Raw genomic sequence first — 20,702 nt, 5'->3', positions numbered from 1 at the left:
GCCATGGCGAAGACATACGGCGTCGGCATCATGGGTGCCGGCAATATCTCGGCAGCCTATCTGCGCCTCGCGCCGCTCTTTAGGGGCCTCGAAGTGCGCGCAGTCGCTGACATTCTGCCCGAAGCGGCCAAGCGCCGTGCGGATGAATTCGGCGTTGCGGCTCAGACACCTGACGAACTGCTCAAGAATTCTGAGCTGGACGTGATCGTCAATCTGACCATCCCGTCCACCCATTTCTCAGTGTCCAAGGACATCATCTCTGCTGGCAAGCACGCCTATTCCGAAAAGCCATTTGTGCTGTCGGTTGAAGAGGGCCTTGCGCTCAAGAAGGCCGCCGACGAGCGTGGCCTCAAGGTTGGTTCGGCTCCCGACACTTTCCTCGGTGGTGCGCATCAGCAGGCCCGTGAAATCATCGACAGCGGCAAGCTCGGCAAGATCATGAGCGGCACCATGCACGTCATGAGCCGTGGCATGGAACACTGGCATCCAAATCCGGACTTCTTCTTCCAGCCCGGTGGCGGCCCGATCCTTGATCTTGGTCCATACTACATCACCGATCTCGTGCATCTGCTCGGCCCAGTGAAGCGCCTCTCGGCCTTCACCAACATGGCCCGCACAGAACGTATCGTCTCGGCTGAAGGCCCATACAAGGGTTCCGCGATCAAGGTTGGCACCCCAACCACGATCCACGGCATTCTTGAGTTCCACAACGGCGCGATCGTCACCATTGGCGCGAGCTGGGACGTGGCCTCGCATGGTCACCACAACATCGAGCTTTACGGCACCGATGGCTCGATCTTTGTTCCCGATCCGAACTTCTTCGGCGGTGATCTGGTCACCACCGGCATCGAAGGCATTCGCACTGCGGTTGATCCATGGGCCCATCCATTTGGCATTGCCAATCAGGATCTCGACAAGGCCGAACCACGCGCCAACTACCGCTGCGCCGGTCTCGCGGACATGATGCAGTCAATCGAGACTTCCCAGACGCCACGCTGTGGTTTGGATTCAGCACTGCATGTTGTTGAAGTGATGACTGGGCTGCTCGAAGCCGGCGAGAGCGGAAAAGTTCTTACGCTCAGAACGACATGCGAACGTCCTCGTGCGCTCGGCATAGAAGAGGCGCGGGCGCTGCTAAGAGCTTGATTGACGTGCGTCATTGACAGTCTGTCTAGTGCAGACAAAACTGTGATCACAGCACTTGGGCGGCGAGCAATTGCCGCCCGAAAACTAAGCGGTATCCATTCCGCGGAGGAAAGGGTCTCCTGTCTATTAAGGCACGGAGTCAGAGGAGGACACTATGGCCACCACTATCAAAGGCCCCGCTATTTTCCTGGCGCAGTTCGCCGGCGACAAAGCCCCGTTCGATACACTCGACAATATCTGCAAATGGGCTGCAGACCTCGGCTACAAAGGTGTTCAGATCCCCACTTGGGTTTCGAGCCTGATCGACCTTGAGAAGGCCGCAACGTCCAAGACCTATGCTGATGAGCTCAAGGGCAAGATCAACAGCTACGGCCTCGAAATCACCGAGCTATCGACCCATTTGCAGGGTCAGCTCGTTGCCGTTCACCCAGCCTATGACGCAGCCTTTGATGGCTTTGCGCCTGCCTCCGTGCATGGCAATCCAAAGGCCCGCCAGGAATGGGCTGTTCAGACCATGCTGAACGCTGCCAAGGCTTCACAGAACCTCGGTTTAAAGGCCCATGCGACCTTCTCCGGCGCGCTCGCCTGGCCCTATATCTATCCATGGCCACAGCGCCCCGCTGGTCTCGTGGAAGAAGCCTTTGACGAACTGGCGCGCCGCTGGACGCCGATCCTCAATGCATTTGACGATGCTGGCGTCGATGTCTGCTACGAAATTCACCCCGGCGAAGACCTGCACGATGGCGTGTCGTTCGAGATGTTCCTCGATCGCGTGAAGAACCACCCGCGCGCCAACATTCTCTACGATCCAAGCCACTTCGTTCTGCAGCAACTCGATTATCTCGACTACATCGACATCTACAAAGACCGCATAAAGGCCTTCCACGTGAAGGACGCTGAATTCAACCCAACCGGCCGTCAGGGCGTGTATGGCGGGTTCCAGTCTTGGGTTGATCGGGCAGGGCGCTTCCGGTCCATCGGTGATGGTCAGGTCGATTTCCCGGCCATCTTTGCCAAAATGGCCGCCAATGACTTCCAGGGCTGGGCTGTTCTCGAATGGGAATGCGCACTCAAGCATCCAGAGGATGGCGCACGGGAAGGCGCGGAACTGATCGAGAGCTACATCATTCGCGTCACTGAAAAGGCGTTCGATGACTTCGCCAGCGGCGGCTCCGATCAGGCGGCTAACCGCAAGATGCTCGGCCTCTAATCGTCCTATTTCAATCGTAAAAGCGCGCCCCAAACTCAGCGGGCGCGCTAAAATGCTAGACATCTGAGCAGTTGCACTCTGGAGGAATTCAATGGCTGAAAATGGCGCAAAGCGCATTCGCCTCGGCATGGTTGGCGGCGGCACGGGGGCTTTCATTGGCTATGTGCACCGGATCGCCGCGCGCATTGATGGCGATTATGACCTTGTCGCAGGCGCACTCTCGTCGCGGCCCGAAGTTGCAAAAGAATCCGGCCGCAACATCGGCCTCGCCGAAGACCGCATTTACACCTCTTACGAGGAAATGGCTCGCGCCGAAGCCGCGCGTCCAGACGGCATCGAGGCTGTTGCCATCGTCACCCCCAACCATATGCACTTTGGCCCCACCAAGGCATTCCTTGAGGCTGGCATCCACGTCATCTGCGATAAGCCGATCACGTCCACTCTCGAAGACGCGCGCAAACTCTTGGACATCAAGCCCAAGAACGGCGCGAAATTCCTCCTCACCCACAACTATACCGGCTACCCACTGATCCGTCAGGCGCGCGAGCTGGTGAAGTCTGGCGCTCTGGGCAAGATCCGTGTCGTGCAGGTTGAGTATCCGCAGGATTGGCTCGCCATCGAGGCCGATGAGGGCAATAAGCAAGCCTCTTGGCGCACCGACCCAAGCAAGTCCGGGGCAGGCGGCGCCATTGGCGACATCGGCACCCACGCCTACAATCTGGCGCGCTTCGTCACGGGGCTTAAAACCGAAGCCGTTGCGGCCGATCTGGATGCCTTCGTGCCCGGTCGTCAGCTCGATGATAACGTCCACATCATGCTGCGCTTCGAAGGCGGCGCGAAGGGCATGCTCTGGGCCAGCCAGGTTGCTGTTGGTCACGAAAACGGCCTGCAGCTGCGCGTCTACGGTGAGAAGGCCTCGATCGAGTGGCGTCAGGACAACCCCAACTACATGTGGTATTCTGAATTCGGCAAGCCAAAGCAGCTCCTCACACGTGGCGGGGCAATATCCTCGCCTGCTGCGTCTGGCATGAACGTCCGTATTCCGGGCGGTCACCCAGAAGGCTATCTCGAAGCCTTTGCCACCCTTTACAGCCAGTTCGCTGCGGTCATCCGTGGTGACGGTGCGGACTATGTCGACGTATTGCCATCGCTCGCCGATGGCATCGAAGGCATGCAGTTTATCACCGCCTCGGTGAAATCGAGCCAGAACGACAGCCGCTGGACCAAGCTCAGCGACGTCTAGTCGTTCACTCTCCTGAATGAAGAAGGCCGGGATCGCTCCCGGCCTTTTTTTATTGAATACGCTCGCTGGTAAAGCCTTTGTCTTCCAAGAGCTTCACCACGCTCATCTCGCCTGCCAGATGCGCTGCGCCGACGACGAGAAGCGCCCCCTCATTGCGCTCCAGCATGTCCGCGATCTGCTCGGTCCAATTCTTATTGCGATTGTCGATGAGCCGCTCAACCATGATGCTATCAAACGAGCCCATCTGGTCCATGAATAGGGCACCGAGTTCTTCTGGATTGCCATTCGCCCAGCTTCTCGTCAGATCTTCGACGTCGGCCGTAACAGTTTCGAGTGTGTCGAGGCTGGCTTGCAGCATCTCAATGCCTTCCGCCTCGGTTCCGCCAGCCAGGAACCCCATTTGCTCTTCCACTGTTTCGAGCATGCCGATGCGCTCTTCTGCCAATTCGGCGGAGAGCACGGTCTCAACGCCAAAATTGGCGGCGTATCCGGCATTGACCATGGGCATTGACGAGATGGTAGTCGCCGCCATCCAAGGCTTCATCGCCAGAAGCGATGCCATTGGCACGGAATGGGCTTCGGCCGCTTCACGCAGCTGCGTCATCAGTTCGGGAGAAATGATGTCGTTGAGCAGTCGCCCATCCGTATTAAACCCGTGCAGGATTCCGAGCGACGCTGCCTCTGCCTGCCCAACTGGGGAAATATCGGTCTCGAAATAAACCCGCTCGGCCTTGCTGACCACTTTATTGAGCAGAGGCGTGCGCCACTCTTGGTCGGCCCTCAGCATATGCACCGAACCGAATAGGTAGATTGCACTATCGCCGTCGCTCACCTTCCACAGGGCAGGGGCCGCTTGCGCGCCTGCACTCAGCCCGAGAGCGAGCGCTATTCCGGTGAGTGTACGGAAGATCATGTGCGTCGTGCTCCTGAGTTGGCAGATCATTCTAATGAAAAGGCTGAAAACGCAAAACGCCGCAATGTCTTGCGGCGTTCACACAACTCAGCGTCAATTGTCTTGGATTAGTGTGTCCAAGGCGTCTTGCGATCATGACGGAAGTTATCCGGATAGCTGACGCGCTTTGGAATTTGGTCGTAAGCAGGCTGCACAGTGTAGGCGATACCATTGCGCTGCGCATAGGCCTCAGCTTCTTCGAGACTGTCGAAGGAGAGGCGGATCTGCTGCGCCATATCGCTGGAACTTGTATAGCCCATAAGAGGTTCGATAGTGCGGGCAACACTTGGCTCGTGAACCAGAACCCAGTCATTCGACTTACCCTTGCCAGATTGCATGGCGTTACGAGCAGGTCGATAAATACGAGCCGTCATTTTGAACCTCATCCCTAAGGTGCAAGTGGTCGGAGTACAAAGATTCGAACTTTGGACCCCCGGTTCCCAAAACCGGTGCTCTACCAGACTGAGCTACACTCCGACGTTTGCAAGGCAGTGACTAAGCCATGCCGCAGGGAAGTGCAAGAGGCTCGTGTCAGGAGTTTTCGTTTATTGCGTGAAAAACTTTGGACAAGTTTTGGCCGGTTCGGATCAGCACAATCCTTTGCCTCGTGAGCGACGGCACCACAGCGTCACTAGACCAGAGCCAGCATGAATCAAAATGAGAACCGATTCCCCTAAAGCGCTGTTTTCAATTCAAGATTGAACAGGGCAACAAGCGAGGAAGGGCGTACGCAACTCAGCGACTTTGCGCGAGCAAATCAATACGACGACGAGGTCGTACGTTCTAAACTAGGAAGGATGTGGGAAAGAAAATGGTCGGAGTACAAAGATTCGAACTTTGGACCCCCGGTTCCCAAAACCGGTGCTCTACCAGACTGAGCTACACTCCGACGATGTATCGACAGGGAGGCTTTTTAAGGCTCTCTATGTCGCTGCTGCAATCTGCCTAAATAAGCATTCTTGCAGTCTGATCAGGCGCTTGCCTGAGGTGCAAATGGTCGGAGTACAAAGATTCGAACTTTGGACCCCCGGTTCCCAAAACCGGTGCTCTACCAGACTGAGCTACACTCCGACGTTGCAAGGGTGTGACTAAGGTATGCCGCAGTTATGTGCAAGCCCCTCCAATCACTTAACTGCGACCTTGACGGGTTTTCCACTGTGTACGACAAATCCGACATGTATGACATTCAAAAGCCATGGCCTCTGGGCCTTCCCCGCACCTGGCCAGCTTTTGCAGCGGCTTTCCTCGTTATTCTGGCGGTCTTAGCCAGCTTGGACGTCTACCTGTCCCGCACCAGCATCGGCTGGCCAGAGGAATGGCGTCGGCCATTTTTCCTCATCACCGACTACGGTTTGGCTGATTGGACGCTTTATCCGGGTCTGATCGGCATGATTCTGTTCTCGCTGCTGCGATTCCCGCTGCAGGGGCTTTGGAAGAAAGCCTCTGGCGAAATGGCACTGTTCTTCGCCTTCATCTTTATCGGCACGGGTTTCCCCGGGCTGGTGACGATGATCCTCAAGCGCATCATCGGCCGCGTGCGCCCGGTAGAGTTTGAGCAGGTCGGGGCGTTTGCCTTCCATCCACTGCAAAACTGGGTGTATCAGAGCTTCCCGAGCGGGCACTCGACGACTGCCATTGCCATGGCTTTCACCTTCGGCTTTTTCTGGCCGCGCTCTTACATTCCGTTTCTGATCCTCGGAATTATCGTCTGCATTTCGCGCGTCCCAGTGGGCATGCATTACCCAACCGACATTTTCGCCGGCTTCGTTGTCGGCATGTTGGGGTGCTACGCCGTCCGCAACTTCTTTGGCGATCGCGGTTGGCTCTTTGAAAAGACTGCTGACGGCCGCTACGTGCGTAAGCCAATGACGGCCGTCAAATCCTTGTTTCAGCGCGCCTGAGTGTAACGCTCGAGCGCCGCTGCCAAATCAGCCTTGAGGTCTTCAACGCCCTCAAGGCCAATATGCACGCGGAAGAGATTGCCTTCTTCGGTCCACGGCTTAGCCGTGCGATTAGCGCCCAGCTTCACCGGTAGGCACAGGCTTTCATAGCCGCCCCACGAATATCCCATTGAGAACAGTTCGAGACCGTCGACAAAGGCGGCAATGCTGGCGCGGGCCGCAGGCTTCAATATAAAGCCGAACAAGCTCCCAGAGCCGTCAAAGTCACGCTTCCAGATTTCATGGTCCGGGTGGCTTGGCAGCGCAGGGTGAATAACCCGCAGAACCTCATCCTGACCTTCCAGCCAGCTGGCAATCTCAAGCGCCCGCGCCTGATGCTCTTTCATCCGGATTGCCAGAGTGCGCAAACCGCGCGCCACGAGATAGGCATCATCACCCGAGGTGAAATAGCCGTGCAGCCGGCGGATATCATCGACATCGCCCCAGGCCTCCTCAGTGGCTGAAATTGTCCCGGCCATAACGTCCGAATGGCCGACGAACATTTTGGTCGCCGCATGCACCACGATGTCTGCGCCATGCTCAAGCGGACGGAAGAAGAGGGGGCTGGCCCAGCTGTTGTCGACGATGAGCCGCGCGCCACCCGCATGCGCCGCTTTTGCCAGCGCTGGAATGTCCTGCACTTCAAACGTCAGCGAGCCCGGCGCTTCGGCCAGAACCGCGCGCGTGTTCGGCTGCATCAACTCAGACAATCCCGCACCGATTCGCGGGTCGTAATAGCGAACGCTCACCCCCATGCGGGTCAAATACCCGTCTGCGAAGGTTCGGCCGGGTTCATAACCGCTGTCCGAGATCAAAACGTCGTCACCATTTTTTAGGCACGACATAAGCGCGATGGAGATCGCGGCGAGCCCCGATGGCACGAGGCGCGTACGGTATGCGCCTTCGAGTTCATTGATGGTGGTTTCCACCGATTGGGTTGTGGGATTACCGTGCCGGCCGTAGGTGAACCTTTGCCCCTGAGTCTCAAGCTCTGCGAGGGTTTTGAACAAAACTGTCGAGCCCCGATATACGGGGGTATTCACAAAACCGAACTGATCATCCGGTTCCCGTCCACTATGAGTAAGGATGGTCTCGAATGACTGCTTGGGGCGACCTGTACGGCTGGACTGAGACATTTTCGTACTCTGCTTAAAAACGGATCACTCTGCACACTTGTCTAATAAAGCGACAGAGAGGTTGACCCAAAGTGTCGTCGACCCTTGACGTTACGGTCAATAGCGGTTTGCATGCTTATCAGCATCAAAACCGATAAATAAAGCGGTGATGCACCTGTGACGTCGTCAGCAAGGCGATGTTGAAAAACAGGGTCAGGAAACAAAAGGCAAATAACGACATGCAAAAGACGCTTCTTTCGATCGCCGTTGCCGCTTCCTTGGGGCTGAGCGCAACTGCTGTAAACGCTGCAACTCTTGATGACGTCAAAGCAAAAGGCTTCGTCCAATGTGGTGTAACCGGTGGTGTGCCCGGTTTCTCCGCGCCGGACGCGAACAACAACTGGGCTGGCCTGGAAGTTGACTTCTGTCGCGCTGTAGCTGCTGCCATCTTCGATGATGCAGACGCTGTGCGTTACACCCCACTGACTTCGCAGGAACGCTTCGCAGCTCTCTCCGCTGGTGAAATCGACATTCTGTCGCGTACCACCACTTGGACCATGAGCCGCGATACCGATTTGGGCATCAGCTTCATCGGTACCATGTACTATGACGGGCAGGGCTTCATGGTCCGTAAGGCAGACGGCATTGCCTCTGCAGCGGATCTATCCGGCGCTGCCATCTGTATCGAATCCGGCACCACCACCGAACTCAACGCCGCTGACTACTTCGAAACCAACGGCCTCGAGTATTCGCCTGTCGTGTTCACCGATCAGGACGAAGTTGTGAAGGCCTTCGAAGATGGCCGTTGCGACGTCTACACCACCGACGCTTCCGCGCTGGCTGCTGAACGCTCCAAGTTCTCCAATCCAGATGATTACGCCATTCTGCCTGAAATCATCTCCAAGGAGCCACTTGGCCCAGTTATTCGTCAGGGCGACGAACAGTGGCGTTCGATCACACGTTGGAGCTATTTCGCGCTGCTCGAAGCTGAAGAGCAAGGCGTGACCCAGGCCAATGTTGACGAAATGCTCGGCTCCGATAACCCGGTGATCAAGCGTCTCCTGGGCGTTGAAGGCGACTTCGGCACTCCAATCGGTCTCACCGCTGATTGGGCATACCGCATCGTCAAGCACATCGGTAACTACGGCGAGTCCTATGATCGCCACGTCGGCCCAGCCACCCCAATTGGTCTGGAACGCGGCCTGAACGCCCTCTGGAAAGACGGCGGCCTGCAGTACGCAATGCCAATCCGCTAAAGAGTGAAACTGGTTCTGGCGCCCCACGCGGGCGCCAGTTCGTCTCAGCGCATATCTATTCCGTAGTGATCGTGCCTGAAGTTTATCTTTGCTCTGAGCCCTTGGCTCAGGGGCCTCTCAGTGTACCTTGCTCCTGCTGGATGTGGCTGCGTTTTCTCTATTCGGGGGACTCTGCCTCATGGCTGTCCATGACAATACTGCTGCGGCGCCGCCACGCACCGCATTCTATAATGACCCCGTCATCCGCGGCATCATATATCAGGTGCTCGTCGCGGCGGCGGTGGTCGCATTTCTAGGGTGGATCGTCACCAACACGGCGCAGAACCTCGCTGCGCAAAACAAATCAACGGGCTTTGGCTTTCTTTGGGAAACCGCTGGCTTCGGCATTAGCTTCACCCTCTTTCCCTTCGATCGTTCATCTTTTTACTGGCAGGCGTTCTTCGTCGGCCTACTCAACACCTTGCTGGTCGCCGTCATTGGCATTGTGGTCGCCACGGTCCTCGGCTTCATCCTGGGCGTAGCGCGTCTCTCGTCCAACTGGCTGGTCGCGCGAGTTGCCACTGTCTACATTGAGATCGTCCGTAATGTCCCGCTGCTGCTGCAGCTGTTCTTTTGGTACTTCGCGGTTCTCAAGGCGATGCCAGCGGTGCGCGAATCTTATCAGCTTCCGCTCAACATCTTCATCAATCAGCGCGGCATCATTGTCCCGCGGCCACTGCCTGACGCCGAGATCATCTGGGTTGTCATTTCAGCGATCGCTGCAATCATCGGCGCTATTGTTCTGGTCCGCACAGCGCAGCGCCAGCGCGCACTCACCGGCTATTATTCGCCGGCCATTGTGTGGGCAGGTCGCATTGCTAGCGCCATTCTGGCCTTTGGCCTTGCCTATCTGGGCACTGTCTTGGTCAGCACCTTCATTCCAGTTCTCGCCCGCTTTGGCACGTTGCCCCTGATTGTCGGGGTTGCAACAGCTGCGCTCACCTTCAGCGCATTTTCGTTTTACGGGCGCGTCTTCGTCACATTCCTCCTCAGCTGGGCCGTGGCCGTCTTCCTTCTGGGCGGTATGTTCGCACTGCCCGAAGTCGCCGTCATCGGCCTGGCACTGGTCCTCGCCCTAGGCGTCGTCTGGTCCATGCTGGTTTCAGATCGTCTTCCGCAGGGCGCTGAGGCCAAGCTTCCCTGGGCGCTGCCCATTCTGGTGATGGTCGGTGTCCCGGCCTTCGTCTATTGGGTCACCGGCGCCAACCTTGGCTTCGAAGTTCCGGTTCTGGAACGCTTCAACTTCAAGGGCGGTTTGCAGCTCGTGCCCGAAATGGTGGCACTGGCCGTAGGTCTGGCGCTCTATACGGCGGCCTTTATCGGCGAAAACGTCCGTGGTGGTATTCGGGCCGTCAATAAGGGCCAGACAGAAGCCGCTGCATCGCTTGGCCTGAAGGAAGGGGACCGCCTGCGTCTTGTGGTGATCCCACAGGCAATGCGCGTCATCATCCCCCCGCTGACGAGCCAGTATCTCAACCTCACCAAAAACTCATCTCTGGGCGCAGCCATTGGCTATCCGGAATTGGTGAACGTCTTCATGGGCACGACGCTCAATCAGACAGGCAAGGCCATTGAGGTGATCGCCATCACCATGCTGGTCTATCTCACCCTGTCGCTCACCACGTCGGCCTTCATGAACTGGTACAATGCGCGCGTCGCATTGGTCGAACGGTAGGAGCGCGCTTATGTCAGTCTCATTCGTTCGTCAGGACATGATCGCACCAACCACACCGCCTTCGCGCAGTGATGGCGTGATTGCCTGGGTTCGTCGTAATCTTCTCTCGACCCCGAGCGATGCTCTCCTCACCCTCATCGGCATCATCTTCCTTCTCTGGGCCATTCCCCCGATCTACAACTTCGTCATGCCCACCTTCTTGGGTGGTCATGCGGTAGCGCCGGGCGGAACAGTCGAAGATTGCCGCGTTCTAGGGGCGGGGGCCTGCTGGGCCTTTATCTCCGCGCGCATCACCTTCTTCATCTATGGCTTCTACCCCATGGAAGAATATTGGCGCCCCAACATCGTCTTTGGTCTGGGCGCGCTGCTGATCATCCCACTGTTGATCCCACGGGCTCCGTTCAAGATCATCAATGCGGTGCTGTTCTTCGTCGTCTACCCCGTCATCTGCTTCTACCTGCTCAATGGTGGCGTCTTCGGCATGCGTCCGGTGCCAACCGAGCAGTGGGGTGGTTTGCTGGTCACGCTGATCATCTCGATGGTGGGCATCATCTGCTCCATCCCCTTGGGCATACTGCTTGCCCTCGGCCGCCAGTCCAAAATGCCGATCATCAAGACGCTCTGCGTCATGTTCATCGAGCTGTGGCGGGCGGTTCCGTTGATCACCGTCCTCTTCATGGCGTCGATCATGCTGCCGCTGTTCATGCCTCAGGGCACGTCGGTCGATAAGCTGTTGCGGGCTCTTGTGGGCGTTACGCTGTTTGCTTCAGCCTATCTGGCCGAAGTGATCCGTGGCGGTCTGCAAGCGCTCCCGCGTGGGCAGTATGAGGCCGCGTCTTCCCTTGGCTTGAGCTATTGGAAGTCGATGGGCTTTATCATTCTGCCTCAGGCGCTAAAGCACGTGATCCCGGGCATTGTGAACACCTTCATTGCCCTTTTTAAGGACACGTCCCTCGTCTCGATTGTTGGTATTTTCGACCTGCTCAATGCCTCGCAGGCCGCCAGTGCCGACATCAACTGGTCTTCGCCCACACAAGCCATCACCGGTTATTTGTTCGCCGGTTTCATTTTCTGGGCTTTCTGTTTCGCCATGTCGCGCTATTCCATCTACATGGAACGGCGTCTGGACACTGGGCACAAGAGGTAACGCGAATGAGCGATCTATCCGCAAACGGCGTCAACGAGCGCGCCATCAAAACCAGCCAAATGACGGTGTCTGAAACTGACGTCGCCATCGATGTTATCGGCATGCACAAATGGTATGGCGATTTCCACGTTCTGCGCGACATTGACCTCAAGGTCATGCGTGGCGAACGCATCGTTATTGCTGGACCATCTGGGTCGGGCAAATCGACCCTGATCCGCTGTATCAACCGTCTGGAGGAGCATCAGCAGGGCCAGATCATCGTCAACGGCACAGAGCTAACCGCCGACCTCAAGCGCATCGACGAGGTGCGCCGCGAGGTGGGCATGGTGTTCCAGCACTTTAATCTGTTCCCACACCTGACGATTTTGCAAAATCTCACCCTCGCGCCCATCTGGGTGCGTGGCATTCCCAAGGCGGAAGCAGAAGCTTCGGCCATGCATTACCTCGAGCGCGTGAAAATCCCGGAACAGGCGCACAAATTCCCCGGCCAGCTTTCGGGCGGTCAGCAGCAGCGTGTGGCTATCGCCCGCTCGCTCTGCATGCAGCCCAAGATCATGCTCTTTGATGAGCCCACCTCGGCGCTTGACCCTGAAATGGTCAAAGAAGTGCTCGAAGTGATGATCAGCCTGGCCGAGGAAGGCATGACCATGTTGTGCGTGACCCACGAAATGGGCTTTGCCCGCCAAGTGGCAAACCGCGTCATTTTCATGGACCAAGGTCAGATCATTGAACAAAATGATCCAGAGAACTTCTTCTCCAATCCGCAGCATGAACGGACCAAGCTCTTCCTGAGCCAAATCCTGCATTAAGCGGACACGAAGAATTACATGCAGAATAGTGGGGGCAGGCTATCACTTGGCTTGACCCCTTTTTCGTCCCTGACAATATGGGGGCGGAAAACGAGAGCATCGTCCTTTGAGAAAATTCTGCAAGCCATTGGTGGCGCTCGCCGCAACCTTGGTATCCATGATCGCCTCGCCAGCCAGTGCGCAGACGCCGGCCGAAACGCGCTCGACGCTTGAAATCGTGCGTGAACGTGGCTTTCTCATTTGTGGCGTCGCTAACCCCCTTGCTGGCTTTGCCTTCCAGACCACCGATGGTGTCTGGCATGGGTTTGACGTTGACCTCTGCCGCGCTTTGTCAGCGGCGATCTTTGGCAATCCCGATCTAATCGATTTCCGTCGCTACAATGGCGAAGCACGCTTTGCGCCGCTCCAGACGGGGGCGGTGGACGTGCTCATGCGCAATGGCGCTTTTGATGCGGGTCGCGATATTCGCCATGGCGCGCGCTACGTGGCGCCGAGCTTTTATGATGGTCAGGGTTTCCTCGCCCCGTCTTCGCTCGGCGTTGTTTCGGCCTATGAGCTCGACGATGTTTCCATCTGCGTGGTCGACGACGAAGGGGTAAAAGCGCTCGACGAGTTCTTTTTCTCCAACCAGACCAATTTCACTGAAATTCTTTATGAGGACGTGGCCGACCTCAGCATCGCCTATCGCGCTGGCTATTGTCAGGTCGTGTCCGCGTCCGGTCGCGTGCTGCAAGCCATTCGCCGCGATCTTGCCGAACCCGCGCAACACCGCATCCTGCCGGAGCGTATCTCCAAGGAAGCGCTTGGCCCGGTCATACGCCAGGGCGATGATCAGTGGTTTAATATTGTGCGCTGGACCATCTACGTCTTGCTGTCCGCCGAAGAGATTGGCGTCACCAGCCTCAACATCGACTCGCTCTCCGCTGCCCGCACTCCCGCTGTCCGCCGCCTTCTGGGGCTCGAGCAGGACTATGGTGCGGCCTTGGGCCTGCGCAAATCGTTCATGACCGATGCGATACGTGCTGTTGGCAATTACGCAGAGCTCTATGACCGTCACTTCGGTCCGCAGACGGGTGCGGCCATGCTGCGCGGTCAGAACGCACTATGGACCAACGGGGGCCTTCATTATCCCCCGCCAATCCGCTAGATTCTTTTAAGCAAAAAGCAGGCTTACACGCCTGTTTTGTTTGCCTTTTTTCTCGATCTTCCCAAGCGAAAGCTTGCCGATTTCGCCGGTGCGCGCCACGTGCGTACCGCCACAAGGCTGCAAATCGACGTCCCCGATGCGCACCAGTCGCACGCGGCCCTGACCCATGGGCGGCTTGACCTTCATGGTCTTGATGAGGTCGGCCTGAGCCATCATTTCTTCGTCGGTAATCCATTCAGTTGAAACAGGGTGATCCGCCTCAACCAAACCGTTGAGCGCCGCTTCAACCGCCGCCAGATCCTCTGGAGGGGTTTCCATATCGAAGTCCAGCCGCCCCTTGTCCGTGCCGATCGATCCGCCAGTAACAGGGTAGGCCAGCACCACGGACAGAAGGTGCAGCGCCGTATGCATCCGCATCAGCGCATAGCGCTTGTCCCAATCAAGGTTGAGGGTCACGGCGTCACCAATTGAAGGGGCGTCAGCCCCTTCTGCGAGGCGATGCACTATCGCTGTCTTGTCTCCCGCAGGATGCTCTGCCGTCACGACCTCGGCAATGCGCCCGTCTGCATAAGTGATAGTGCCGCTGTCGCCCGGTTGCCCGCCCGAGGTGGCGTAGAAGATGGTTTGGTCCAACACCACGCCGCCGTCTTCAGTGATCTCAGTCACCTGCGCTGGCGTGGTCTTGAGATAGGCATCGTCGCGGAACAAAAATCTCGTCATCAAGAACTCACAATACGGGCGAGAAAAGCTTGGCAGCCTGAGTGGCTACGTAAAAGAGCCAGTTGCGGCTGCGCACTTCCGACAGCTCGACCTTCCGGCACAGTTCAAAATCCTTGAGCAGCATGGCTTCAATGTTGTTGATCGTCGCTGGATCGGTGAACCACAGCGTAATCTCGAAATTGATCGCAAACGACCGGTTGTCGAAATTCACACTACCGACGGTGGCGATGTCATCGTCCATCAGCACGACTTTTTGGTGCAGGAACCCATCGGTATAGCGATAGACATTGACGTTGTGCGTCACCATCAAATCGGCATGGGCAATCGACGCCAGCCAGACGATTTTGTGGTCAGGTTCGTTCGGGAGCATGATGCGCACATCAACGCCCCGCAGTTGCGCTGCATAAAGCGCGGTGCGAATGTCGGTGTCCGGCACAAAATAGGGGCTGACGATCCAAAGCCGCTTGCGTGCCCGCCCAATAATGTCGGTGAACGCAATAGCGCATTCTTCCAGCTTATCTGCCGGGCCAGACCCCATAACCAGCACTGACTCTTCGCCATAGCTGATGAGTTCTTTCGGCGGGTTCGCAGGCAGCAGTTCGCCCGTCGCCCAGTGCCAGTCTTCACGGAACAACAGCGCACACCCAAGTGCCGCCGGGCCGGAAACCCGCACATGCGTATCGCGCCAATTACCGAATTTTGGGTCCTCTCCGAGATATTCGACGCCCACATTATGCCCGCCGACCCAGGCGTGCTTACCATCGGCCACAACAATCTTGCGGTGGTTGCGATAGTTGATCCGCATCGGACCGTAAAACCGCATGAACTTATGACGCTGGTTAAACCCGGCGACTTTGACGCCAGCTTCCCGCATCTCGCGCCGATATCGCTTCGGCATGCCCGTCGAGCCGATATCGTCGTAGAGGAGATAGACATGGACGCCTTGCTTGGCCTTGGCAATCAATCGTTCTGCCAGCTGCTGGCCCAGCTTGTCGTCACGCACAATGTAAAATTGCACGAGCAGATACTCTTGGGCTGCTTCGATTCCGGCAAAAATGGAGTCAAACGTTGCCTTGCCATTGATCAGCAGCTCGACATCATTGCCTTTGAGGAAGGGCAGCTCCGATACCGCCACCTGCACCGGCCATTTGGCATCGGTTTCGCGGTCGATGAGCGCCAGATCTTTGGCGCGCAGCGGGCGGTCCGCACGACCGTTCTTAACGCGGTCGGTCGCGTAGTCGTCAAACAGCTTCCACCCGAAGATCAGGTAGAGAAAGGCCGTTGGAAAGGGCAGGAGCGCCAGCGACAACAGCCAGGCAATCGAACCCTGAGATGTTCGGGAGTTGAGGATTTCGCGAACCGCACAAATCCCTGCGAGGAGGTAGAGCGCTCCGGTGATGAGCGCGATAATATGAAACTCAGCAATTATCGTGCGCAGAATATCGTCTATGCCGATCACGTCCGCCTCGAATGTTTGGGCGGCCAGACTACCAAGCAGCGGGGTCTTTGCAAGGCTGAAAGCTAAGGGCCGCGCTTGGCGCAGCCCTTGAAAGTGCCAATGCGACGCCCACCGAGGCGCCCATAAAGGCCAGCGTTATGCCACTATAACGCCACTGACGTCGGTGGCCTCACGATCTTCAAGCCAAGGTGGTACTGGTAGGCCCTTAGCCCGCAGGAAGCTGGGGTTATACAGCTTGGTAGCATAGCGATTGCCATAGTCGCAGAGCACCGTAACAATGGTCTTGCCCGGACCCAAATCGCGCGCCATACGCACCGCACCGGCGATGTTGATCGCGCTCGAACCGCCGAGGCATAGCCCTTCATGCTGAAGCAAATCAAAGACATAGGGCAGGGCTTCAGAGTCAGGGATCTGATAGGCCAAGTCCACTTTGAGCTCTTCAAGGTTCGCCGTAATACGACCCTGGCCGATGCCCTCAGTCACCGAGTCGCCCGCGGACTTCAGCTCGCCATGGGTGTAATAATTATAGAGCGCTGCCCCTTCCGGGTCAGCAAGACCGATCTTAACGTCGGAATTGCGTGCCTTTAGCGCTTCCGACACGCCAGCCAGCGTACCACCCGAGCCAACAGCACAGATGAAGCCATCAATGCGCCCATTGGTCTGGTTCCAGATTTCTGGACCTGTGGTTTCGATGTGCGCGCGCTTGTTTGCGGTGTTGTCGAACTGGTTCGCCCAGATCGCCCCATTGGGCAGCTCTGCATTGAGCTTTTCCGCTAAGCGCCCGGAAATCTTGATGTAATTGTTCGGGTCTCGATACGGCTTGGCCGGAACCTCGATCACTTCCGCACCAAATAGGCGCAGGGCGTCTTTCTTTTCCTGGCTTTGAGTTTCCGGGATCACGATCACCGTTTTAAAGCCGAGAGAATTGGCCACAAGCGTCAGCCCTATGCCCGTGTTGCCAGCCGTGCCCTCAACAATCGTGCCGCCCGCCTTGAGCCGTCCAGACTTGACAGCATCATGGATGATGAACAGCGCTGCACGGTCTTTAACCGATTGGCCTGGATTGAGAAATTCAGCTTTGCCCCAAATGTCACAGCCTGTGAGCGTCGAGACGCGGTTGAGACGAATAAGCGGCGTGTTGCCAATCGCGGCGATGAGATCTAGGTACTTTGACATGGTCTGCGTGCTGGTGGCTCTTACCCAAATGTGTAGGGGCGCACTAACGCGCTCGCAAGCACTAAGGCTTGGAAGCGATAAGGGTTTCCATTCAACGCTGCCACGAAGAATGCAAATCTGCGCCAGCGCAAAGCGCTAGAATAGATTTTTGCATTTATAGAGATTTGGATATCTCCAGAGCCCGCTGTCGGCTGGTTTTTAAGTCAACAATCGGATTTGGATAAGTTTTACCAAGGCTTACGCCAGCTTTCTGCAGCGCGTGACTTGGTGCGGTCCACGGCGCGTGGATGAACTCATCGGGCAATTGCGCAATTTCCGGCACCCACTGGCGCACATAGTTTCCGAGGGGGTCGAAGCGCTCACCCTGGGTTACCGGATTGAAAATTCGGAAGTAAGGCGAGGCGTCTAGCCCACAACCTGCCACCCACTGCCAGTTTCCGGGGTTGCTCGCCCCGTCCGCATCAAACAGGCAATCCCAGAACCAGTCTTCGCCTGTCCGCCAATCGATGAGCAGATTTTTGGTCAGCAGCGAGGCTGTCAGCATGCGCACGCGGTTTTCCATAAACCCTGTCTGCCATAGCTGGCGCATACCAGCGTCGACGATAGGAATGCCGGTTTGCCCTGTCTGCCAAGCCTTTAGAGCTCCCTTATCCCCGCGCCACGGAATGCCATCATATTTGGCACGCATTGCAGCTTTGGAAATGTCGGGACGATGATAGAGCTGATGGTAATTGAAATCGCGCCAGGCGAGTTCGGAAAGGAATTTATCGACTTCGACGGCTTTGTCAGGATCCGCATCGCCCACCATCTTGGCGGCATACCAAACTTGGCGCGGGCTGATTTCGCCAAATCGCAAATAGGGCGATAGCCGCGACGTGCTTTGCTTGGCTGGAATATCGCGCTCTTCAGAATAATGGCTCAGCTGCGCGTCTAAGAACGCGCCGGCGAGGTCTCGCGCTGCCTCTTCGCCAACCTGCCAATTTGCGATCACGCTGGGTCCCCAATGCGGCATGTCGAAAGTCAGTGGGGCATAAGAGACCGCATTCGCGCCTTCTGGTGCTGGTAAAGGTCTTAGAATGTGCATATTTTTCAATGACTTCCAGAATGGCGTATACACCGCATAGGGATTGCCTTGCCCGGTTTTGACGTCCCAAGGCTCAATCAGAACATTGCCCATCTTGGAGTGCACAGCGACGCCATCAGCGCTCAGCACCCGCTTGATCTCGGCGTCCAGTTCGCGCTCCGCTGGCGCATAGCGGCGGTTCCAATAGACCGCGTCGGCTTGATACTCGTCGACCGCGTGGCGCAAGACGCTCTGGGCGTCGCCGCGGCGCACGATGAGCTCGACCCCAATCGCCGCCAATCGTGCTTGCAGGACCGATAGGCTTTGCTCGCGCCAAATTCGCGCCGCGCCACCAATGGGGCGCAGACCTGCATCGGTCTCGTCAATGAAAAGGGCGATAACGTCTTGATTGTGCTGACAGGCGGCGTGGAGTGCCGGATTGTCAGAAAGGCGGAGGTCGTTCCTCAGCCATACGATGCTCTTGGGCAATCTCGTCTCCATAGCTCATGGAGACATACGCACCAGAGGCAGCATTGGTTTGCCCCTGATGCGTAAAACTGTCGGAAAATTCTATTCCATCAACTCGGCGAGCTGTTCTAGCGCCGAATTCCAGGCTTCCATTGAGAAGATGCGCGTTTGCGCGTCCTCATGCGGCAGCCCGCGTTCCACCAAAGTCAGGCGGGTGCTGTCGTCGTTGATGGCGTCAAAGCTGATGTCGAGAACGAAAATCATTTCGCTGTCTTCCTCTGGGTCTTTGAAAACCCAGGACATCACAAGCTTCTTATCCTCTTCAAACTTAAGGATTTCCCCAGTCACTTCGTGATCGGCATCCTCGTCGTCTTCCGCATAGGTGACGAAGCGGTACTGACCACCTTCGAAGGCGTCGAACTCGGCTTCGTCGACCTGCCACTGCTCAATCAGTGCCACATCTGTCCAAGCCGAAAACACATCGCTCACATTGGCGGCGATGGTCCGGGTGATGGTGATCTGGCTTTCGCCGTCCAGTTCAGCGCTCATGCTGTTTTCCTTTCAGGATGAAGCTCAGCCGTACGCGGAAGGAAGATGGTGAGGAAGCCCAAGACTGGCAGGAATGCACAGATCTGGAACACTGCAATCATCCCAATCACGTCAGCGAAAGCGCCCATAATGGCCGCGCCCAGCGCACCGATACCGAAAGCAAAGCCAAAGACGAAGCCAGCCACCATGCCGACTTTGCCCGGAACCAGTTCCTGAGCGTAGACCACCATAGCGGAGAATGCGGACGAAAGAATGAGCCCGATCATCACGCTAACGACACCGGTCCAGAACAGGTCGAGGTAAGGCAGAATGAGCGTAAAGGGCAGGGCGCCAAGAATCGACACCCAGATCACCGCCAAACGCCCATAACGGTCGCCAATGGGGCCGCCGAAGAACGTGCCAACCGCAACTGCACCAAGGAAGGCAAAAAGGTAGAGCTGCGCATCTTCAGCCGAGAGCGCGTACTTCTCGATCAGGAAGAAGGTGTAATAGCTCTTGAGGCCTTCGATGTAGATGAATTTGCTCAGCAAAAGCGCGCCAATGACGGCAAAGGCAATGATCAGACGCTGCTTTGGCAGCGCTGGTTTTGCAACCGCCGCTTTCGGCTGGCCGGCCATCTGACGCTGATGTTCGGCAAACCACTTGCCGACATAGGTCATCAGGAAAAGACCTGCGAATCCAACGAGTAGGAACCAGAAAACGCTGCCCTGGCCCATCGGGAACAGAATGAGCGCCGCAGCCAGCGGGCCGAGCGCGGTTCCTGCATTGCCACCAACTTGGAAAAGCGACTGCGCAAAGCCCAGCTTGCCGCCAGATGCCATACGCGCCACGCGCGATGCTTCAGGGTGGAAGAGTGCGGAGCCAGTCCCCATCACCACAGCGGCAAAGAACAGCAACCAGAACCCGTTAGCGAGCGCTAGGAACGCCACGCCAGCCGTCACAATCGCCAGCGATAGCGCCAGCCAATAGGGTTTTGGCTTCAGGTCGCCTGAAAGACCGAACAGCGGCTGGAGAATGCATGCTGTGATTTGCTGACCGAGAGTCAAAAGCCCGATCTGGAAATAGCTTAGACCGTAGTTCTCACGGAACATCGGATAGAGTGCCGGAAGAAGGAATTGCAGCAAGTCATTCAACAAATGCGCGCCACTGACGGCAAGGATGATGGACAAGGCTGTACGCTGCGCATCCGGGGCAGCACGCGAATTATGCTCTGACATTGAAATTGCTTCGAACGGAGGGAACAAACGTCCTAACCCGGTCGGGTGCGAAGAGCAACAGAGCAAAAGTAATACTGTTCGGGGGAGGGTAGAAAGATGGCTCCGCGAGCTGGACTCGAACCAGCGACCATTCGATTAACAGTCGAACGCTCTACCAACTGAGCTATCGCGGAACACTTATCTTTCGGCTGCTTACAGCAAGCTGTAAGACTTTTAAAGAGAGATGGCTCCGCGAGCTGGACTCGAACCAGCGACCATTCGATTAACAGTCGAACGCTCTACCAACTGAGCTATCGCGGAACATTTTCTTCTCTTTCGTTCTCAGCGATTGGTGTCGCCGGGAACGAGGTGGGGTGTACCCAAACTGATCT

Annotated in this window: 18 protein-coding genes and 5 tRNA genes; 9 read left to right on the top strand and 14 right to left on the bottom strand. The window is 56.9% G+C overall.

From position 1 onward, the window contains the following. Window positions 1-3 precede the first annotated feature (3 nt). The 3 genes from JHC09_RS02050 (at window position 4) to JHC09_RS02040 (ending at window position 3,599) form a co-directional block, all read left to right on the top strand. Window positions 4-1,146 carry a Gfo/Idh/MocA family oxidoreductase gene (locus tag JHC09_RS02050; RefSeq protein ID WP_199530602.1) on the top strand — a complete coding sequence of 381 codons (1,143 nt, stop codon included), beginning with the start codon at window positions 4-6 and terminating at the stop codon, window positions 1,144-1,146. Between the two features lie 154 nt (window positions 1,147-1,300). Beyond that, window positions 1,301-2,356: a sugar phosphate isomerase/epimerase gene (locus JHC09_RS02045; RefSeq protein ID WP_169194144.1), complete on the top strand. Its 1,056-nt coding sequence runs from the start codon at window positions 1,301-1,303 to the stop codon at window positions 2,354-2,356. Between the two features lie 91 nt (window positions 2,357-2,447). Further along, window positions 2,448-3,599 carry a Gfo/Idh/MocA family oxidoreductase gene (locus JHC09_RS02040; RefSeq protein ID WP_199530601.1) on the top strand — a complete coding sequence of 384 codons (1,152 nt, stop codon included), beginning with the start codon at window positions 2,448-2,450 and terminating at the stop codon, window positions 3,597-3,599. Between the two features lie 49 nt (window positions 3,600-3,648). On the opposite strand, the gene JHC09_RS02035 is transcribed toward JHC09_RS02040, so the two are convergent. The 5 genes from JHC09_RS02035 to JHC09_RS02015 all read right to left on the bottom strand — a co-directional run bounded on the left by JHC09_RS02035 (window position 3,649) and on the right by JHC09_RS02015 (window position 5,622). After that, the gene (locus JHC09_RS02035; RefSeq protein WP_199530600.1) at window positions 3,649-4,512 is read right to left on the bottom strand and encodes a TraB/GumN family protein; all 864 of its coding nucleotides are present in this window, start codon (window positions 4,510-4,512) and stop codon (window positions 3,649-3,651) included. A 107-nt stretch (window positions 4,513-4,619) separates the two neighbouring features. Then, complete coding sequence (locus tag JHC09_RS02030) at window positions 4,620-4,925, bottom strand: ETC complex I subunit (protein WP_169194141.1); 306 nt, start codon at window positions 4,923-4,925, stop codon at window positions 4,620-4,622. 26 nt (window positions 4,926-4,951) lie between these two features. Then, window positions 4,952-5,028, bottom strand: a tRNA-Pro gene (locus tag JHC09_RS02025). Between the two features lie 335 nt (window positions 5,029-5,363). Then, window positions 5,364-5,440, bottom strand: a tRNA-Pro gene (locus tag JHC09_RS02020). 105 nt (window positions 5,441-5,545) lie between these two features. After that, window positions 5,546-5,622: transfer RNA gene (locus tag JHC09_RS02015), tRNA-Pro, on the bottom strand. An 86-nt stretch (window positions 5,623-5,708) separates the two neighbouring features. Here JHC09_RS02015 and JHC09_RS17145 point away from each other — a divergent pair. After that, complete coding sequence (locus tag JHC09_RS17145; RefSeq protein ID WP_199530599.1) at window positions 5,709-6,452, top strand: phosphatase PAP2 family protein; 744 nt, start codon at window positions 5,709-5,711, stop codon at window positions 6,450-6,452. Here JHC09_RS17145 and metC read toward each other — a convergent pair. Continuing rightward, window positions 6,440-7,627: a cystathionine beta-lyase gene (gene metC / locus JHC09_RS02005; protein WP_199530598.1), complete on the bottom strand. Its 1,188-nt coding sequence runs from the start codon at window positions 7,625-7,627 to the stop codon at window positions 6,440-6,442. The genes JHC09_RS17145 and metC overlap by 13 nt on opposite strands. Window positions 7,628-7,845: 218 nt before the next feature. Between metC and JHC09_RS02000 the strand changes: the two genes are divergently transcribed. The 5 genes from JHC09_RS02000 to JHC09_RS01980 all read left to right on the top strand — a co-directional run bounded on the left by JHC09_RS02000 (window position 7,846) and on the right by JHC09_RS01980 (window position 13,679). Further along, a complete protein-coding gene (locus JHC09_RS02000) occupies window positions 7,846-8,862 on the top strand; it encodes an amino acid ABC transporter substrate-binding protein (protein ID WP_199530597.1) in 1,017 nt (338 codons plus the stop codon). Window positions 8,863-9,040: 178 nt separating this feature from the next. Next, window positions 9,041-10,576: an ABC transporter permease subunit gene (locus JHC09_RS01995; protein WP_199530596.1), complete on the top strand. Its 1,536-nt coding sequence runs from the start codon at window positions 9,041-9,043 to the stop codon at window positions 10,574-10,576. Between the two features lie 37 nt (window positions 10,577-10,613). After that, a complete protein-coding gene (locus JHC09_RS01990; protein ID WP_248308861.1) occupies window positions 10,614-11,723 on the top strand; it encodes an amino acid ABC transporter permease in 1,110 nt (369 codons plus the stop codon). A gap of 5 nt (window positions 11,724-11,728) precedes the next feature. Next, window positions 11,729-12,532 carry an amino acid ABC transporter ATP-binding protein gene (locus JHC09_RS01985; RefSeq protein ID WP_282567641.1) on the top strand — a complete coding sequence of 268 codons (804 nt, stop codon included), beginning with the start codon at window positions 11,729-11,731 and terminating at the stop codon, window positions 12,530-12,532. Window positions 12,533-12,638: 106 nt separating this feature from the next. Continuing rightward, entirely contained in the window at window positions 12,639-13,679 is a 1,041-nt protein-coding gene (locus tag JHC09_RS01980; protein WP_182395504.1) for a transporter substrate-binding domain-containing protein, read from the top strand. A gap of 6 nt (window positions 13,680-13,685) precedes the next feature. On the opposite strand, the gene JHC09_RS01975 is transcribed toward JHC09_RS01980, so the two are convergent. The 8 genes from JHC09_RS01975 to JHC09_RS01940 all read right to left on the bottom strand — a co-directional run bounded on the left by JHC09_RS01975 (window position 13,686) and on the right by JHC09_RS01940 (window position 20,631). Continuing rightward, window positions 13,686-14,399, bottom strand: coding sequence for an alanyl-tRNA editing protein (locus tag JHC09_RS01975; protein ID WP_199530594.1), 714 nt, complete (start codon window positions 14,397-14,399; stop codon window positions 13,686-13,688). A gap of 7 nt (window positions 14,400-14,406) precedes the next feature. Continuing rightward, on the bottom strand, window positions 14,407-15,858 hold the full coding sequence (gene cls / locus JHC09_RS01970; protein WP_349236496.1) for a cardiolipin synthase: 1,452 nt from the start codon (window positions 15,856-15,858) through the stop codon (window positions 14,407-14,409). A gap of 135 nt (window positions 15,859-15,993) precedes the next feature. After that, on the bottom strand, window positions 15,994-17,034 hold the full coding sequence (locus JHC09_RS01965) for a cysteine synthase A (protein ID WP_199530593.1): 1,041 nt from the start codon (window positions 17,032-17,034) through the stop codon (window positions 15,994-15,996). A 154-nt stretch (window positions 17,035-17,188) separates the two neighbouring features. Further along, the gene (locus JHC09_RS01960) at window positions 17,189-18,586 is read right to left on the bottom strand and encodes a deoxyribodipyrimidine photo-lyase (RefSeq protein ID WP_248308833.1); all 1,398 of its coding nucleotides are present in this window, start codon (window positions 18,584-18,586) and stop codon (window positions 17,189-17,191) included. Between the two features lie 81 nt (window positions 18,587-18,667). Further along, window positions 18,668-19,114 (bottom strand): SRPBCC domain-containing protein, encoded by a 447-nt coding sequence (locus JHC09_RS01955; RefSeq protein WP_199530591.1) that lies wholly within the window; start codon window positions 19,112-19,114, stop codon window positions 18,668-18,670. Beyond that, window positions 19,111-20,331, bottom strand: a complete 1,221-nt coding sequence (locus tag JHC09_RS01950) for an MFS transporter (protein WP_199530590.1) — start codon at window positions 20,329-20,331, stop codon at window positions 19,111-19,113. Before JHC09_RS01950 ends, JHC09_RS01955 begins: the two co-directional genes overlap by 4 nt. Window positions 20,332-20,428: 97 nt before the next feature. Beyond that, a tRNA-Asn gene (locus tag JHC09_RS01945) sits at window positions 20,429-20,504 on the bottom strand. A gap of 51 nt (window positions 20,505-20,555) precedes the next feature. Further along, window positions 20,556-20,631, bottom strand: a tRNA-Asn gene (locus JHC09_RS01940). Window positions 20,632-20,702: the final 71 nt, after the last annotated feature.

The organism is Devosia sp. MC532, from assembly GCF_016461625.1.
GTDB lineage: Bacteria > Pseudomonadota > Alphaproteobacteria > Rhizobiales > Devosiaceae > Devosia.
Note: the sequence above shows the minus strand (reverse complement) of the source record. Positions and strands in the feature narration are given on the sequence as shown.

What these genes read in the sequence shown, in the direction of transcription:
- JHC09_RS02050 (WP_199530602.1), top strand. Translation starts at nt 4, where the DNA reads ATGGCGAAGACATACGGCGTCGGCATCATGGGTGCCGGCAATATCTCG.
- JHC09_RS02035 (WP_199530600.1), bottom strand. Translation starts at nt 4,512, where the DNA reads ATGATCTTCCGTACACTCACCGGAATAGCGCTCGCTCTCGGGCTGAGT.
- JHC09_RS01950 (WP_199530590.1), bottom strand. Translation starts at nt 20,331, where the DNA reads ATGTCAGAGCATAATTCGCGTGCTGCCCCGGATGCGCAGCGTACAGCC.
- JHC09_RS01965 (WP_199530593.1), bottom strand. Translation starts at nt 17,034, where the DNA reads ATGTCAAAGTACCTAGATCTCATCGCCGCGATTGGCAACACGCCGCTT.
- JHC09_RS01975 (WP_199530594.1), bottom strand. Translation starts at nt 14,399, where the DNA reads ATGACGAGATTTTTGTTCCGCGACGATGCCTATCTCAAGACCACGCCA.
- JHC09_RS01955 (WP_199530591.1), bottom strand. Translation starts at nt 19,114, where the DNA reads ATGAGCGCTGAACTGGACGGCGAAAGCCAGATCACCATCACCCGGACC.
- JHC09_RS01985 (WP_282567641.1), top strand. Translation starts at nt 11,729, where the DNA reads ATGAGCGATCTATCCGCAAACGGCGTCAACGAGCGCGCCATCAAAACC.
- metC (WP_199530598.1), bottom strand. Translation starts at nt 7,627, where the DNA reads ATGTCTCAGTCCAGCCGTACAGGTCGCCCCAAGCAGTCATTCGAGACC.
- JHC09_RS01995 (WP_199530596.1), top strand. Translation starts at nt 9,041, where the DNA reads ATGGCTGTCCATGACAATACTGCTGCGGCGCCGCCACGCACCGCATTC.
- JHC09_RS02045 (WP_169194144.1), top strand. Translation starts at nt 1,301, where the DNA reads ATGGCCACCACTATCAAAGGCCCCGCTATTTTCCTGGCGCAGTTCGCC.
- JHC09_RS02040 (WP_199530601.1), top strand. Translation starts at nt 2,448, where the DNA reads ATGGCTGAAAATGGCGCAAAGCGCATTCGCCTCGGCATGGTTGGCGGC.
- JHC09_RS01990 (WP_248308861.1), top strand. Translation starts at nt 10,614, where the DNA reads ATGATCGCACCAACCACACCGCCTTCGCGCAGTGATGGCGTGATTGCC.
- JHC09_RS02000 (WP_199530597.1), top strand. Translation starts at nt 7,846, where the DNA reads ATGCAAAAGACGCTTCTTTCGATCGCCGTTGCCGCTTCCTTGGGGCTG.
- JHC09_RS02030 (WP_169194141.1), bottom strand. Translation starts at nt 4,925, where the DNA reads ATGACGGCTCGTATTTATCGACCTGCTCGTAACGCCATGCAATCTGGC.